This is a genomic window from Blautia sp. AF19-13LB (assembly GCF_003479105.1).
GTDB classification, from domain to species: domain Bacteria; phylum Bacillota; class Clostridia; order Lachnospirales; family Lachnospiraceae; genus Fusicatenibacter; species Fusicatenibacter saccharivorans.
Window position 1 is genome coordinate 92,949 of sequence record NZ_QUGO01000010.1, and the last position, 14,492, is coordinate 107,440.

The 14,492-nt window shown below is 49.5% G+C and carries 15 protein-coding genes; all 15 read left to right on the plus strand.

Annotated elements, in window-relative coordinates:
• Window positions 1–63 precede the first annotated feature (63 nt).
• The 15 genes from def (at window position 64) to DWX32_RS12020 (ending at window position 14,420) form a co-directional block, all read left to right on the plus strand.
• Window positions 64–555: a peptide deformylase gene (def, locus tag DWX32_RS11950; RefSeq protein ID WP_055219778.1), complete on the plus strand. Its 492-nt coding sequence runs from the start codon at window positions 64–66 to the stop codon at window positions 553–555.
• Window positions 556–582: 27 nt separating this feature from the next.
• Window positions 583–1,554, plus strand: a complete 972-nt coding sequence (fmt, locus tag DWX32_RS11955; RefSeq protein ID WP_118660194.1) for a methionyl-tRNA formyltransferase — start codon at window positions 583–585, stop codon at window positions 1,552–1,554.
• Between the two features lie 86 nt (window positions 1,555–1,640).
• Window positions 1,641–2,336 (plus strand): zinc metallopeptidase, encoded by a 696-nt coding sequence (locus tag DWX32_RS11960; protein WP_022463149.1) that lies wholly within the window; start codon window positions 1,641–1,643, stop codon window positions 2,334–2,336.
• Window positions 2,326–3,693 carry a 16S rRNA (cytosine(967)-C(5))-methyltransferase RsmB gene (gene rsmB, locus DWX32_RS11965; protein ID WP_330415457.1) on the plus strand — a complete coding sequence of 456 codons (1,368 nt, stop codon included), beginning with the start codon at window positions 2,326–2,328 and terminating at the stop codon, window positions 3,691–3,693. The genes DWX32_RS11960 and rsmB overlap by 11 nt, the downstream gene beginning before the upstream one ends.
• A gap of 3 nt (window positions 3,694–3,696) precedes the next feature.
• Complete coding sequence (gene rlmN, locus DWX32_RS11970) at window positions 3,697–4,737, plus strand: 23S rRNA (adenine(2503)-C(2))-methyltransferase RlmN (RefSeq protein ID WP_055226967.1); 1,041 nt, start codon at window positions 3,697–3,699, stop codon at window positions 4,735–4,737.
• A 30-nt stretch (window positions 4,738–4,767) separates the two neighbouring features.
• Window positions 4,768–5,511 (plus strand): Stp1/IreP family PP2C-type Ser/Thr phosphatase, encoded by a 744-nt coding sequence (locus tag DWX32_RS11975; protein WP_022463152.1) that lies wholly within the window; start codon window positions 4,768–4,770, stop codon window positions 5,509–5,511.
• Window positions 5,505–7,772, plus strand: a complete 2,268-nt coding sequence (pknB, locus tag DWX32_RS11980; RefSeq protein WP_118660196.1) for a Stk1 family PASTA domain-containing Ser/Thr kinase — start codon at window positions 5,505–5,507, stop codon at window positions 7,770–7,772. Before DWX32_RS11975 ends, pknB begins: the two co-directional genes overlap by 7 nt.
• 2 nt (window positions 7,773–7,774) lie before the next feature.
• Entirely contained in the window at window positions 7,775–8,659 is an 885-nt protein-coding gene (gene rsgA, locus DWX32_RS11985; RefSeq protein ID WP_055219788.1) for a ribosome small subunit-dependent GTPase A, read from the plus strand.
• Between the two features lies 1 nt (window position 8,660).
• Window positions 8,661–9,344: a ribulose-phosphate 3-epimerase gene (rpe, locus tag DWX32_RS11990; RefSeq protein ID WP_022463156.1), complete on the plus strand. Its 684-nt coding sequence runs from the start codon at window positions 8,661–8,663 to the stop codon at window positions 9,342–9,344.
• 34 nt (window positions 9,345–9,378) lie between these two features.
• On the plus strand, window positions 9,379–10,032 hold the full coding sequence (locus DWX32_RS11995) for a thiamine diphosphokinase (RefSeq protein ID WP_147398326.1): 654 nt from the start codon (window positions 9,379–9,381) through the stop codon (window positions 10,030–10,032).
• A 124-nt stretch (window positions 10,033–10,156) separates the two neighbouring features.
• Complete coding sequence (gene ychF / locus DWX32_RS12000; protein ID WP_022461456.1) at window positions 10,157–11,254, plus strand: redox-regulated ATPase YchF; 1,098 nt, start codon at window positions 10,157–10,159, stop codon at window positions 11,252–11,254.
• A 28-nt stretch (window positions 11,255–11,282) separates the two neighbouring features.
• Entirely contained in the window at window positions 11,283–12,158 is an 876-nt protein-coding gene (gene lgt / locus DWX32_RS12005) for a prolipoprotein diacylglyceryl transferase (RefSeq protein ID WP_022461071.1), read from the plus strand.
• A 323-nt stretch (window positions 12,159–12,481) separates the two neighbouring features.
• Complete coding sequence (gene mraZ, locus DWX32_RS12010; protein ID WP_022461070.1) at window positions 12,482–12,913, plus strand: division/cell wall cluster transcriptional repressor MraZ; 432 nt, start codon at window positions 12,482–12,484, stop codon at window positions 12,911–12,913.
• Window positions 12,914–12,942: 29 nt separating this feature from the next.
• Window positions 12,943–13,881, plus strand: coding sequence for a 16S rRNA (cytosine(1402)-N(4))-methyltransferase RsmH (gene rsmH, locus DWX32_RS12015; RefSeq protein ID WP_055265773.1), 939 nt, complete (start codon window positions 12,943–12,945; stop codon window positions 13,879–13,881).
• A 29-nt stretch (window positions 13,882–13,910) separates the two neighbouring features.
• Complete coding sequence (locus tag DWX32_RS12020) at window positions 13,911–14,420, plus strand: hypothetical protein (RefSeq protein ID WP_022461068.1); 510 nt, start codon at window positions 13,911–13,913, stop codon at window positions 14,418–14,420.
• The last annotated feature ends 72 nt before the right edge of the window (window positions 14,421–14,492 follow it).

Consider the following 14,492-nt stretch of genomic DNA (forward strand, 5'->3'; position numbering starts at 1 on the left):
TTTTTTCATACTATTTACACATAGATTATTTATAATAGAAGAGCAAAAGAAAGGAAAAGAATTATGGCAATCAGAGAAATCAGAGTCGTAGGCGACCGCGTATTAACGAAAAAATGCAGACCGGTGGAGAAGATGACACCAAGAATCAGCGAGCTGATCGACGACATGTTTGACACCATGTATGAGGCAAACGGTGTCGGCCTTGCCGCACCGCAGGTCGGCATCTTAAAGAGAATCGTAGTCATGGATGTGGATGGAACCCCACATCTTCTGATCAATCCGGAAATCCTGGAGACTTCCGGAAGCCAGACAGGAGCAGAAGGCTGCTTAAGCCTTCCGGGAAAATCCGGTACAGTAACCCGTCCGAATTACGTAAAGGTAAGAGCGCTGGACCGCGACATGCAGCCGTTTGAACTGGAGGGAACAGAACTTCTTGCCCGCTGCATCTGCCACGAGTGTGATCACCTCGACGGACATATGTATACAGAAAAAGTAGAAGGCGAACTCTGGGACAACACGTACGATGAGTATGAGGAGTACGAGGACGAAGAGTAAGTCTTAAAATAAAGGAGATGACTTCAGATGAAAGTGGTATTTATGGGAACCCCGGATTTCTCCGTGGGAACACTTGAGGCACTCGTGGAGGCCGGTTATGAGATCACAGGCGTTGTGACCCAGCCGGACAAACCGAAAGGCCGCGGAAAACAGATGATGCCGACACCGGTGAAAGAGGCAGCCGAAAAACACGGCCTTCCGGTCTATCAGCCGCGCCGCGTGCGGGATGCAGAGGCGATCGAGGAAATCCGGAAAATGGAGCCGGATGTGATCGTTGTCGTTGCATTCGGCCAGATTATTCCAAAAGAGATTTTGGACATGCCGAAATACGGATGCATCAACGTTCATGCATCCCTGCTTCCGGCTTACCGCGGAGCAGCGCCGATCCAGTGGGCTGTCATGAACGGCGATGAAGTGAGCGGCGTAACCATTATGAAGATGGATGAAGGCCTCGACACAGGCGATATGCTGACGAAAGTGGAAGTTCCGCTTGCAGCAGATGAGACCGGCGGCAGTCTCTTTGACAAGCTCGCCGCAGCCGGAGCAAAACTTCTGGTGGAGACACTTCCAAGACTTGAAAAAGGCGAAGTGACACCGGAAAAACAGCCGGAGATAAGCACCACAGAGTATGCGCGGATGATCAAAAAAGAAGACGGAAAGATCGACTGGACGAAGAGTGCCGTTGAGATCGAACGTCAGATCCGTGCGATGAGCCCGTGGCCGAGTGCTTTTACAAAAGTAAACGGAAAGAACCTGAAAATCTGGGATGCCAAAGTCATTGCCATGTTCGGCGGCGATCTGTTTTCGAAAATTCCGGGACAGAATCCGACGAAGAGTGCCGGAAAAGTCTGGGTGGCAGATGAGACAGGCCTCCATGTAAAGACGGGAGACGGCATTCTGGTGATCGAGGAGCTGCAGCTCGAAGGAAAGAAACGGATGAAAACCGCCGATTTCCTGCGCGGCTATGCGATCGAGCCGGGTACCAGACTTGGCGAATAAAAGAGAAAAAGCAACCTGAAGTTAAGGCGGGGAACTGCACAGCGGTGTGATGGCTGCTGTGCCTGAGAAAAAAGGAGAAAAACGATATGGGACTTTTTTATGACAGTACGTATCTGCTGGTGATTCTTGCCGCACTGATTTCCATGGCGGTATCCGCCCGCATGAACACGATTTTCAGCAAATATCAGACCGTCCGCTCGTACAGCGGCATGACGGGACGCGAGGCGGCGATGCGCATTCTGCATCAGGCCGGCATCTACGATGTGACCGTCCGCCACGTATCCGGTAAACTGACCGACCACTATGATCCGCGGACAAAAACCGTGAATTTATCGGATGCGGTTTACGATTCAACCTCGGTCGCAGCGATCGGCGTCGCAGCGCATGAGTGCGGCCATGCCGTACAGCACAATACGGATTACGTGCCGCTGAAAGTAAGAAGCGCCATTGTTCCGGCAGCGAACCTTGGATCCCAGCTTTTCTGGCCGCTGTTCCTGATCGGACTGATTTTCAGCCTTCCGATGCTTGTGAAAGCCGGTATCTGGCTGTTTGTGCTGGCACTGGCATTCCAGGTGGTAACACTTCCGGTCGAGTTCGATGCGTCGAGAAGAGCATTAAAAATGCTCAGTGAGGGCGGTATGGTGACAGAGACGGAACACGACGGAGTCAAGAAAGTACTCTGGGCTGCAGCCATGACATACGTGGCAGCGGTGATCGGTTCTCTGCTGCAGCTGCTCCGGCTGCTGATTTTATCCGGAGCATTTAGGAGAAATGATGACTGATACAATCAATACAAGAGAGCTGATTATGAACATTCTGCTTGAGATGGACAGGGAGAAAACGCCCTGCCATCTTGCTGTAAGGGACGCCCTCGATAAATACCAGTTCCTGCCGCGGCAGGACCGTGCGTTTATCAAGCGGGTCTGCGAGGGAACCGTGGAATACGGCATCCAGAATGACTACATCATCAATCAGTATTCCAAAATCAAGATCAACAAATGCAAGCCGGTGATTCGTGCGATCTTACGGATGTCGGTGTACCAGATCCGTTTTCTTGACGCAGTACCGGATTCGGCAGTCGTCAATGAGGCGGTGAAACTGGCGGAAAAGAAGCATTTTTACAACTTAAAGGGCTTTGTCAACGGCGTTCTGCGCACGATCGTGCGGGAAAAAGATCATCTGCCGATGCCGAAGGAGAACAATACTACGCAGTATCTTTCCGTGAAATACTCCATGCCGGAATTTCTGGTTGAGGAGTTCGTATCCCAGTACGGAAAAGAAACGGCAGAAACGATGATGGCGGATTTCCTGAAAGAAAAACAGGTGACGATCCGTATCAACCGCTGGAACAATACGATCGAGGAGACGAAGAAAAGCCTGGAAAGCCAGGGGGCAGAGCTGGAAAAAGCGCCGTATCTTGGCGAGGCGTTCTATCTGAAAAACTTTGAGACGATCGCATCACTGAATGCCTTCCAGGAAGGCCGGTTCCAGATTCAGGATGTGAGCTCCATGATGGCGGCGCATCTGGCGGATCCAAAGCCGGGTGACCAGGTGCTGGATCTCTGCGCGGCACCGGGCGGAAAGAGCCTCCATGCAGCAGATAAAATGAGAAATCAGGGATGCGTGGAAGCGCGTGATCTCACTGAATACAAGGTCGATCTGATCCGGGAAAATGTGCAGAGAGCAGGTGTTTCCTGCGTCGTGCCGAAGGTAAAAGATGCGGAACAGCTCGATGCGGAATGGATCGGAAAAGCGGACGTTGTGATTGCGGACCTGCCGTGCACCGGATACGGCGTCATCGGCAGAAAGCCGGATATCAAATATTACGCTTCAAAAGAAAAAGAAGAGGAGCTGGTACGGATTCAGCGGGCAATCCTTGCAAATGCCGCATCGTACGTAAAGCCGGGCGGCACACTGCTGTACAGCACATGTACCGTCAACAGAAAAGAAAACAGCGAGAATGCCGCATGGTTTCTGGAACAGTTCCCGTTTGAAGCAGTCAGTCTGGATGAACTGCTGCCGGATGAGCTGAAAAGCGGAGAAACGGCCAAAGGACAGCTGCAGCTGATCCCGGGGGTACACAAGACAGACGGATTTTTCCTTGCAAAATTCCGGAAAACAGAGGAAGGACGGGCGTAACAGATGGATATTAAATCAATGACCTTAGACGAATTAAAGGACGCCTGCCAGCAGATGGGAGAAAAGCCGTTCCGTGCCAAACAGTTATACGACTGGATGCATCATCGTCTGGCGGGCAGCTACGATGAGATGACGAATCTCTCGCTTGCCTTCCGGGAAAAATTAAAGGAACAGTATCCGCTTACCTGTCTCGAAAAAGTGCAGGTGCAGGAGTCCAAAATCGACGGAACGAGAAAATACCTGTTCCGCCTTAGCGACGGCAACGTGATCGAGAGCGTCTGGATGAAGTACCACCACGGAAATTCCGTCTGCATCTCATCCCAGGTCGGCTGCCGGATGGGCTGCCGCTTCTGCGCGTCCACAATCGGCGGACTCGTGCGGTGCCTGACTCCGTCGGAGATGCTCGACCAGATTTACCGGATTTGGGAGGACACCGGGGAGCGGGTCTCCAATCTGGTTGTCATGGGAACGGGTGAGCCGATGGACAACTACGACAATCTGGTGCGCTTCGTGCGGCTGCTTTCGAGCCAGGAAGGACTCAACATCAGCCAGAGAAACATCACCGTTTCCACCTGCGGAATCGTGCCGAATATGTACAAATTGGCAGATGAGGGACTCCAGATCACCCTGGCACTTTCCCTTCATGCGCCGAACGATGAAAAGCGCCGCGAGCTGATGCCGATTGCCAATAAATATTCCATTGATGAAATTCTCGATGCATGCCGCAATTACTTTGCAAAAACAGGCCGTCGGATTACATTTGAGTACTCTCTCGTTGGCGGGAAAAATGACAGCGAAGCCGATGCAAAAGAGCTTTCCGCGCGGATTTCGGATATCAACTGTCATGTAAATCTGATCCCGGTCAACCCGATCAAAGAGCGCGATTACGTGAAATCAACGAAAAAAGTCGTAGAGAATTTCAAAAATAAACTTGAAAAATACGGAATTAATGTTACTATTAGAAGGGAAATGGGCGCCGATATTGACGGAGCCTGTGGACAGTTAAGAAAAAGTTTTATCGATAAATCAAACGAACAGCCGTAAAAAGCGGCTGTCAATACAGGAGAAAAAAGCATGAAGGTATTTTCTGCAACCGATATCGGACAGAAACGGACGATGAACCAGGATTTTGTGTTTGCCTCCGCCTCTCCGGTCGGAAACCTTCCGAACCTCTTTGTCGTTGCAGACGGCATGGGAGGCCATAACGCGGGCGATTTTGCTTCGCGTTACGGTGTTTCTGTACTGGTGGAATCTGTAAAAAGGGATACGAATTTCAACCCGGTGCGGATCATTCGGCATGGAATTGAAGCAGCAAACAGCCAGATTTTTGAGCAGGCAAAACGAGATATATCCATGGAAGGCATGGGTACGACGATGGTAGTAGCTACGGTTGTCGGCAACTATGCCTACGTTGCAAACGTAGGAGACAGCAGGCTGTATCTGGCAGCAGATGGCACGTTTGACCAGGTGACGCAGGACCATTCCCTGATCGCAGAGATGGTGCGCCTTGGAGAACTCACTCCCGAGCAGGCGCGGAATCACCCGGACAAAAACATTATTACCAGAGCAGTAGGCACACAGGATACCGTAAAGATTGATTTCTTTGACATTCAGCTTGAAGAGGGCAATCAATTGGTGATGTGCTCGGACGGCCTTTCCAACATGGTAACGGATGAGGAGATTTTCGAACTCATCTGCCGAGAAGACGGTGAGGACAAGGCGAAACGTTTAATTGATAAAGCAAATGCAAATGGCGGCAGAGACAATATCGCAGTCATTGTCGTTGAACCATTTACAAACGAGGTGAAAGAATGTTAAAAGAGGGCGTTATTTTAGGAGAACGATATGAGATCATAAGCCGGATCGGTTCCGGCGGTATGGCTGATGTCTACAAAGCAAAAGACCACAAGCTGAACCGCATGGTGGCCGTCAAGGTTTTAAAACCGGAATTCCGGGAGGATAAAACCTTTATCCGCAAGTTCCGCACGGAGGCACAGGCCGCAGCAGGACTGTCCCATCCGAATATTGTAAACGTGTACGATGTCGGGGAGGACCGCGGCGTTTACTATATCGTCATGGAGCTTGTCGAGGGAATTACTCTGAAGGATTACATTGACCGCAAAGGAAAACTGAGCGTAAAAGAGGCGACCAGCATCGCCATTCAGGTTTCCCTTGGTCTTGAAGCAGCACACAACCGCAATATTGTACACCGCGATGTCAAACCGCAGAACATCATCATTTCCACAGACGGAAAAGTAAAACTTTCCGACTTTGGTATTGCAAAGGCAACTTCTTCCAATACGATCAGTTCGAACGTTATGGGAAGCGTACATTACAGCTCTCCGGAGCAGGTGCGCGGCGGATATTCGGACTATAAGAGTGATATCTATTCCCTTGGTATCACCATGTACGAGATGGTAACCGGAAGAGTGCCGTTTGACGGCGACACCACCGTTGCCATCGCAATCAAGCATCTACAGGAGGAGATTGAATCTCCATCCAAATATACCCCGAACCTTCCGTTCGCACTGGAGCAGATCATCTTAAAATGTACCCAGAAGAGCCCGGACCGCCGTTACAACAACATGGCGGAGCTGATCGATGACCTGAAGCATTCGCTGATGGAGCCGCAGGGCAACTTCGTAAAAGTAACTCCGTTAAGCTCCCACGCCGAGACCGTTATGGTATCCGCAGAGGAATTAAGCCAGATCCGTTCCGGCGCAGCAGCAAAAGCAAATGCGCAGACGGCAGAGGAGCCGGCCCGCAAGCGCTACAGCAAGATCGAGGATGAGGACGAGAACGAAGATTACAGCTACGAGGACGAAGAAGAAGAGGATGAGGACGAAGACGAGGATGACCGCGATTCCTACGATGAGGATGACGACGATTCCTATTACGACGATGAGGATGACGATGACAAAGCCGGAAACAAACTTGAGAAGATCATTACGATCGGCGGTTTTGCGATTGCAGCCATCATCATCTGCATGCTGATCTACTTCATCGCACAGGCAGCCGGCATTGTCGGCGGAAAAGGACCGACCGCAGCTTCTTCTGGTTCTGCATCATCATCGAGCAGCACGGAAGTTGTTTCTTCCAGCAGCAAAGAAGAGGAAAAAGTAACCGTTCCGGATCTGAGAAACAAAACAGAGGCAGATGCAGCCACACTGGCAAACAGCCTGAAGCTTGGCGTAGTCAATGGCGGAACCGAGGCATCGGATGTCATTGAGGCAGGAAAGATCTGCCGTCAGGATCTGACACCGGGAACGAAAGTTGATAAAAATGCAACGATTACGTATTATGTAAGCTCCGGAAAAGAAACCGTAACGATTCCGACCGGTATTGTGGGAACACAGAAAGACGCTGCAAGCGCTGCTCTGACCCAGCTTGGACTTCAGGTTTCTACCACAGAGGATTTCAGCGATACCGTTGCCGAAGGATACGTAATTTCCGTTGATCCGGCCGAAGGAAGCCAGGTTGCACCGGAATCCACCGTTACCCTCGTTGTCAGCAAGGGATCAAAGGACGCGGAAGAAATTGCAATCCGTGATGTAATTGGTCTGGATGAGGAAACTGCAAAATCAATCCTGAGCGATTTCAATATTATTGTAAAAACAGGAACCAGCAGCAAGGTGGCCGAGGGCGAAGTCATGGAGGTTGACCCGGCAATCGGAACCAAAGTAAAGAAAGGTTCTGACGTTACGATTTATGTCAATAGCCCGAGTGCACAGCCAACGACGCCGGATGAGAATACACCGACCCCGACACCGGCAGAGCCGGGCGCAAATACCGCTACGGATGTTACCTGGTCCTGCAGCCAGACCTTAAGTGCGCCGGATCAGTATCAGGGTGGTATTGCAAAAATTGAGCTGATCCAGGATGATGGGAACGGAAACGAGACCTCCATCACCATCATGGACGGACAGGCCATTACGAGCTGGCCGTATTCTGTCAACACCAACTGGAGTGCTTCATCGTCTGCTTCTTCTACCGGAAGAATCGTCTTCTATGAGATGGATTCGAGCGGAAGTTATCAGGCAATTGCACAGTACCAATCGGTTCCGTTGAGTGAAGGGTGAGTATGACAGGAAAGATTATGAAAGGAATTGCCGGATTCTACTACGTAGACGTAGAAGAATCCGGCATTTATGAGTGCAAAGCAAAAGGAATTTTCCGAAAGGAAGGCCAGAAACCGCTCGTCGGAGATCTTGTGGAAATCGAGATTCTGGATGAAGCGGAAAAAACAGGAAATATGACCCGGATTCTGCCGCGAAAAAATGAACTGATCCGTCCGGCAGTGGCCAATATCGATCAGGCGCTTGTGATTTTTGCGCTGGAAAATCCGACCCCGAACCTGACGCTTCTGGACCGTTTTCTTGTGATGATGGAACAGCAGAACGTTCCGACGGCAATCTGTTTCAATAAAAGAGATCTTGCGGGGGAAGATTACACAGACCATCTGCGAAGCGTCTATGAGAACTGCGGTTACCGTGTCTTTACGGTGAGTGCAGCGAAAGAGCAGGGCATGCAGGAAGTGGAAGCATACCTGAAAGGGAAAACAACGGTGGTAGCCGGTCCGTCCGGCGTCGGAAAATCTTCGATCACAAACCGGATGCAGAAAGAAATCCAGATGGAGACCGGAGAGATCAGCAAAAAGCTGAAAAAAGGAAAACACACGACGCGCCATTCCCAAATGATCCCGATCGACCATGAGACGTATCTGTGCGATACGCCGGGGTTCAGCTCGCTTTATACAACCGATATGGAAAAAGAGGAGCTGAAAAACTTTTTCCCGGAATTTCATCCGTACGAAGGAAAATGCCGTTTCCTCGGCTGCATCCACGGAAAAGAGCCGGGCTGTGCCGTCAAAGAGGCACTGGAACAGGGAAATATCAGCAAAGAAAGATTTGAAAACTATACCATGTTCTATGAAGAACTGAAAGAACAGGAAAAGAGGAGATACTAGCATGAGCCGAGTATATCAGTTGGCACCTTCTATTTTATCCGCAGACTTCAACCGTCTCGGAGAACAGATCCAAAGGGTAGAGAAAGCAGAGTGCCGGTGGCTTCATATCGATATTATGGATGGAATGTTTGTACCATCCATTTCGTTTGGAATGCCGGTGGTAAAGTCGATCCGAAAAGAAAGCAGTCTGTATTTTGATGTTCATATGATGGTAAAGGACCCGGAGCGGTACGTAGAAGAATTTCAAAGCTGCGGGGCGGATATGATCACGGTTCACGCGGAGGCATGCCGCGATCTGGCAGAAACCGTGAAAAAGATTCATGAAACAGGCGCAGATGCCGGAGTTGCCGTAAATCCGGATACGCCGCTTTCTGCGGTTACGGACGTGATGGATCAGGTAGAAATGATTCTGATTATGAGCGTTTATCCTGGTTTCGGCGGCCAGAAGTATATCCCGGAGTCGACGGAGAGGATCCGTACGCTCCGCAGAATGCTGGATGAAAAGGGACTGGAGCATGTGCACATTCAGGTCGATGGCGGCATCAACCGCGCGACCATCGATGAAGTCCTTGCGGCAGGTGCCAACATCATCGTGGCAGGCTCTGCTGTATTTGGCAGCAACATCGAGCAGAACGTGCGCGAGCTGCAGGAAAAAATTTCTTCATACAGCAAAAAGGCAGAATAAGATACAAAAAGACAGAAAAAAGAGGCAGGGAAACGTGAGAACATGTATTATTTCGGGAGGGATGATCGAACCGGATTTTGCCTTCCCATATCTTCAGAAACAGCAGTTTGATATTATCCTGGCAGCAGACCGGGGACTGGAGTTCTGCTACCATTACCAGATTATGCCGACGTATATTCTGGGAGATTTTGACAGTTTATCTCCGGAGATTTTAAATTATTACAAGGAGAACCATGTCGCACCGATCCGGGAATTTAATCCCATGAAGGACAATACGGACACGGACATCGCATTTCAGCAGGCCATTGTTCTGGGAAGCAGTGAAATCACGATCCTCGGAGCAACAGGGGGAAGACTCGACCATTTCTTAAGTATTGTGCAGAACCTGAAAACGGCATGGGAGAAGAAAATTCCGGCTTACATCGTGGACAGCCGCAATCTGATTACGATTCCGGTGGAAACTTCGTTTGAAATCCGGAAAGAAGAGCAGTTCGGAAAGTACGTTTCGTTCTTCCCGCTGGAAAAGGAAGTCGCATCCATCACCCTGGAGGGCTTCGCCTACCCGCTCGACCATCACTGTCTGCCGAATACTTCGGGTGGTCTGTGCGTGAGCAATGAGATCGTCGAGGAGACCGCGCATGTATCGTACGAGGGCGGCATTCTTCTGATGGTACAGTCAAGAGATTAAAATCCATTGAAATCAAAGAGCCCGTGTGCTATAATTTATAGTTGCATTGGGCTCTTTTTGTGCATAAAAAGAACCCGAACAGAAAAAGAAGCGAAAAATAAAAACAAAGGAGATATAGATTACTATGAAATTAGGTATCGTGGGCCTTCCGAACGTCGGAAAAAGTACACTTTTCAATTCCCTGACCAAAGCAGGAGCAGAGAGCGCAAACTATCCGTTCTGTACCATTGACCCGAATGTCGGCATCGTGCCGGTTCCGGACAAGCGTCTGCAGCAGCTCGGAGATTTCTATCAGTCCAAGAAAGTAACACCGGCTGTCATCGAGTTCGTTGACATCGCAGGTCTTGTAAAAGGTGCATCCAAAGGAGAGGGACTTGGAAACCAGTTCCTTGCCAATATCCGTGAGGTAGATGCTATCGTTCACGTTGTCAGATGCTTCGAGGATCCGAACGTTATCCACGTAGACGGCAGCATTGATCCGCTCCGTGATATCGAGACCATCGACCTTGAGCTGATCTTCGCCGACCTTGAGGTACTCGAGCGCCGTATTTCCAAAACTGCAAAATCTGCAAGAATGGACAAAGAGGCAGCAAAAGAGCTCGAATTCCAGGAGCGTCTGAAAAAACTGCTCGAGGACGGAAAAGATGCCATCCTGATGGAGCTGCAGAACGAGGACGAGGAGAAATGGATCGCAGAGTACAACCTGCTGACCAGTAAACCGGTCATCTACGCAGCAAACGTAGCAGAGGATGATCTCGCTGACGACGGTGCAAACAACTCCTATGTGCAGTCCGTCCGCGAATATGCAAAAGAGCACAACAGCGAAGTATTCGTCATCTGCGCCGAGATCGAGGCAGAAATCTCCGAACTCGAAGAGGATGAGAAAAAAATGTTCCTCGAGGATCTTGGTCTTACCGAGTCCGGCCTGGAAAAACTGATCGCAGCAAGCTACCGTCTGCTCGGCCTCATGAGCTTCCTTACAGCAGGAGAGGATGAGACCCGTGCATGGACCATCAAAGTCGGAACAAAAGCACCGCAGGCAGCCGGAAAAATCCACACCGATTTCGAGCGCGGATTCATCAAAGCCGAGGTTGTCAATTATCAGGATCTGCTCGATTGCGGTTCCTACGCAGGAGCAAGAGAGAAAGGCCTTGTGCGTATGGAAGGAAAAGATTACATTGTCCGCGACGGCGATGTCATCCTGTTCCGTTTCAACGTTTGATAAGTAATAATAAGAGAGAATATAAGTTATGGATATGGAAATTAATTTTCCCAATCTCGGGATCTATCTCGACCATGTGGGAAAAAACATCAGTATTTTCGGATTTTCCATCGCCTATTACGGCATCGTGATCGTAACCGGTATGATGATTGCGATCTGGATTGCCCAAAGAGAGGCAAAGCGGACAGGGCAGAACCCGGAGCAGTACCTCGATCTTGCGATGATCGGCATCGCAGCCGGTATTCTCGGGGCGCGGATTTACTACGTTATATTTGCCTGGGACTATTATAAGGATGATCTTTTGAGTATTTTCAACATCCGCCAAGGCGGACTTGCCATCTACGGCGGCATCATCGGTGCCTGCATTGCGGTGGTGATTTACAGCAGAAAGAAGAAACAGAACTTCAGCCTTCTGATGGATACCGCGAGCATGAGCATCGTGTTCGGTCAGATTATGGGACGGTGGGGAAACTTCTTTAACCGTGAGGCATTCGGTGACTACACTAACAACCTGTTTGCAATGCAGCTTCCGGTTTCCGCGGTTCGTGCCAATGAAATCACACAGAAAATGTGGGATCATGTGGTGACGGTAAACGGCGTCGAGTATATTCAGGTGCATCCCACCTTTTTATATGAAAGTTTATGGAATGTGGGTGTCCTGCTTTTTCTTTTCTGGTTTCGGAAAAGAAAAAAATTTAACGGCGAAGTGTTCCTGATGTATCTGATAGGATACGGCCTTGGAAGAATCTGGATCGAGGGACTCCGCACCGACCAGCTTCTGCTTCCGGTGGTGGGACTTCCGGTTTCCCAGCTCCTTTCGGGGTGCCTTGTGGTGGGATGTACCATCCTGGTGGTATGGAAACGAAAAAAATTATCATCCGGTGGGGAGACAGCCCATTCTTAAGGATAAAACCAGTGAAAAAAACAGAATAAAAATACAGAAAAGGGGAAAACCGGCAAAAAAGGTTTTCTCTTTTTTGATACAAAATTGGTATAAAAAAGGCGGAAAATGCGCATAAAAATGTTGCATTTTGGGGAAAATCTTAAAAATGAAATAGAAAAAAGACCTTGCTATTTTCCCTGAGTTGATATAGAATAAAAATATAAGTGGTAGAAAGTGGTGAAAAGTGGTGCGTTGTGGAGCGGATGTGGCAGTCTGGCTGCGGCGCGATACATGAAGTGGTGCGTGGGGAGACCGCCATTTCAGGTGATAAGAGGGTTTTCATTATGTTCATGGGAGAGTACAGTCATACGATTGACGCGAAGGGAAGATTGATCATACCGTCCAAGTTCAGAGAACAGCTGGGAGAAGAGTTTGTACTGACGAAGGGATTGGACGGATGCCTTTCCATTTACCCAAACGACGAATGGGCTGCCTTTGAAGAGAAGCTGAGAGCCTTACCACTTACAAACAAAAACGCCAGAACTTTTTCCCGTTTCTTTGTAGCAGGTGCTACGTCATGTGAACTGGACAAGCAGGGGAGGATTCTCGTACCGGCAACGCTGCGGGAATTTGCTGGTCTGGAAAAAGATGTAGTCCTTACCGGAAATATCAACCGGATTGAAATCTGGAGCAAGGAAAAATGGAACGAAAACAGCAATTATGATGATATGGATGCCATCGCCGAATCAATGGAAGAGATGGGCATTGTGATCTGATCTGTTTCGTTGGGATACAGGAGATGACCATGGAATTTTCGCATACATCAGTATTACTGAAGGAAACCATTGAAAACCTTAAGATAAAACCGGACGGAATCTACGTGGACGGGACGTTGGGAGGCGCTGGACATTCCAGTCATATATGTGAGCGCTTATCTGCCACGGGGAGATTAATAGGCATAGATCAGGACGAAGCTGCGATAGCTGCTGCGGGTAAACGCCTGGAACCATTTCAGAACCAGGTCACGATTATCCGCAGCAATTATTGCGATATGGTTCCGCGTCTTGCCGAAATCGGAGTCACCGGGGTAGACGGAATCCTGCTGGATCTTGGAGTTTCATCCTATCAGCTGGATAATGCAGAGCGTGGATTCACATACCGTGAGGATGTTCCGCTGGATATGCGGATGGATCAGAGAAATGCTCTTTCCGCGTACGAAGTCGTGAACGATTACAGTGAAGAGAATCTTTCGCGTATTCTCCATGAATATGGAGAAGAGCGTTTTGCAAGAAAAATTGCACACAATATATGCGTAAGCCGGCAGCAGGCGCCGATTCGAACAACTGGGGAGTTAATCGAAATCATCAAGCGCTCGATTCCGGCAAAAATAAGGGCGACGGGCGGCCATCCGGCCAAGAGAACCTTTCAGGCAATCCGTATCGAAGTGAACCAGGAACTTACCGTTCTGTCGGAGTCACTGGACGGCATGATTGATCTCTTAAATGACGGTGGAAGACTTTGTGTCATCACCTTTCATTCTCTGGAAGACCGTATCGTAAAAAACATTTTCAGAAAAAACGAGCATCCATGTACGTGTCCGCCGGAATTTCCGGTCTGTGTATGCGGAAAGAAGTCCAAGGGAACCGTAGTAACTCGGAAACCGATCTTGCCGGGAGAAGAGGAAATGGAAACAAATCCCCGTTCCAAGAGCGCAAAACTGCGCGTCTTTGAACGAAAAGTGTGACGGCTCGGCACGAAGGAGACAGAGAAGTTATGGCCAGACGGGCAGATGGAAGGGTAAATTCGACAGATAGAACGAAACGTTATACGCCAGATACGTTTGAGGACGGAAGTGCGGTACGGCGTCTTGCAGCACAGCCGCAGGAAGCACCAAAAGAAGCACGGCCTCTGAAATCGGGTGTGAGCAGCCAGACAAGAAGAAACCGGGCACGGGCGACACAGATCAGCGCGGGCTACGCTGTTTTTCTTGCCATTGTCTGCACACTGTGTATCGCGGCGTGTGTTGCGTATGTCAAGTTGCAGACCGTGGTTACCACGCAGGCGGAAGACATTACCAGCAAAGAAAAAGAATTGAGCGATCTGAAGGCGGACAATGACGCCTATTACAATACAACGGTTGCCTCCGAAGATCTTGAGGCAGTCAAAGAAGCAGCACAGAACCGGCTCGGCATGAAATATGCAGATGAGTCCCAGGTAATTTATTTCGATGATTCAGAAAACAGCTATGTGAGACAGTATCAGGATGTTCCGGATGCGAAATAGGTGAAAACGTGAGTAAACAGAAAAAAAATAAAAAACGAAGCGGGGCATTCCGGAGACGGAAGACAAGTGGGC

Bases quoted from the DNA above. Each gene is read 5' to 3' on its own strand.
- mraZ (WP_022461070.1), top strand. From the start codon at position 12,482: ATGTTCATGGGAGAGTACAGTCATACGATTGACGCGAAGGGAAGATTG.
- pknB (WP_118660196.1), top strand. From the start codon at position 5,505: ATGTTAAAAGAGGGCGTTATTTTAGGAGAACGATATGAGATCATAAGC.
- ychF (WP_022461456.1), top strand. From the start codon at position 10,157: ATGAAATTAGGTATCGTGGGCCTTCCGAACGTCGGAAAAAGTACACTT.
- rsmH (WP_055265773.1), top strand. From the start codon at position 12,943: ATGGAATTTTCGCATACATCAGTATTACTGAAGGAAACCATTGAAAAC.
- DWX32_RS11975 (WP_022463152.1), top strand. From the start codon at position 4,768: ATGAAGGTATTTTCTGCAACCGATATCGGACAGAAACGGACGATGAAC.
- lgt (WP_022461071.1), top strand. From the start codon at position 11,283: ATGGATATGGAAATTAATTTTCCCAATCTCGGGATCTATCTCGACCAT.
- rpe (WP_022463156.1), top strand. From the start codon at position 8,661: ATGAGCCGAGTATATCAGTTGGCACCTTCTATTTTATCCGCAGACTTC.
- rsgA (WP_055219788.1), top strand. From the start codon at position 7,775: ATGACAGGAAAGATTATGAAAGGAATTGCCGGATTCTACTACGTAGAC.
- fmt (WP_118660194.1), top strand. From the start codon at position 583: ATGAAAGTGGTATTTATGGGAACCCCGGATTTCTCCGTGGGAACACTT.
- rsmB (WP_330415457.1), top strand. From the start codon at position 2,326: ATGATGACTGATACAATCAATACAAGAGAGCTGATTATGAACATTCTG.
- def (WP_055219778.1), top strand. From the start codon at position 64: ATGGCAATCAGAGAAATCAGAGTCGTAGGCGACCGCGTATTAACGAAA.
- DWX32_RS12020 (WP_022461068.1), top strand. From the start codon at position 13,911: ATGGCCAGACGGGCAGATGGAAGGGTAAATTCGACAGATAGAACGAAA.
- rlmN (WP_055226967.1), top strand. From the start codon at position 3,697: ATGGATATTAAATCAATGACCTTAGACGAATTAAAGGACGCCTGCCAG.
- DWX32_RS11960 (WP_022463149.1), top strand. From the start codon at position 1,641: ATGGGACTTTTTTATGACAGTACGTATCTGCTGGTGATTCTTGCCGCA.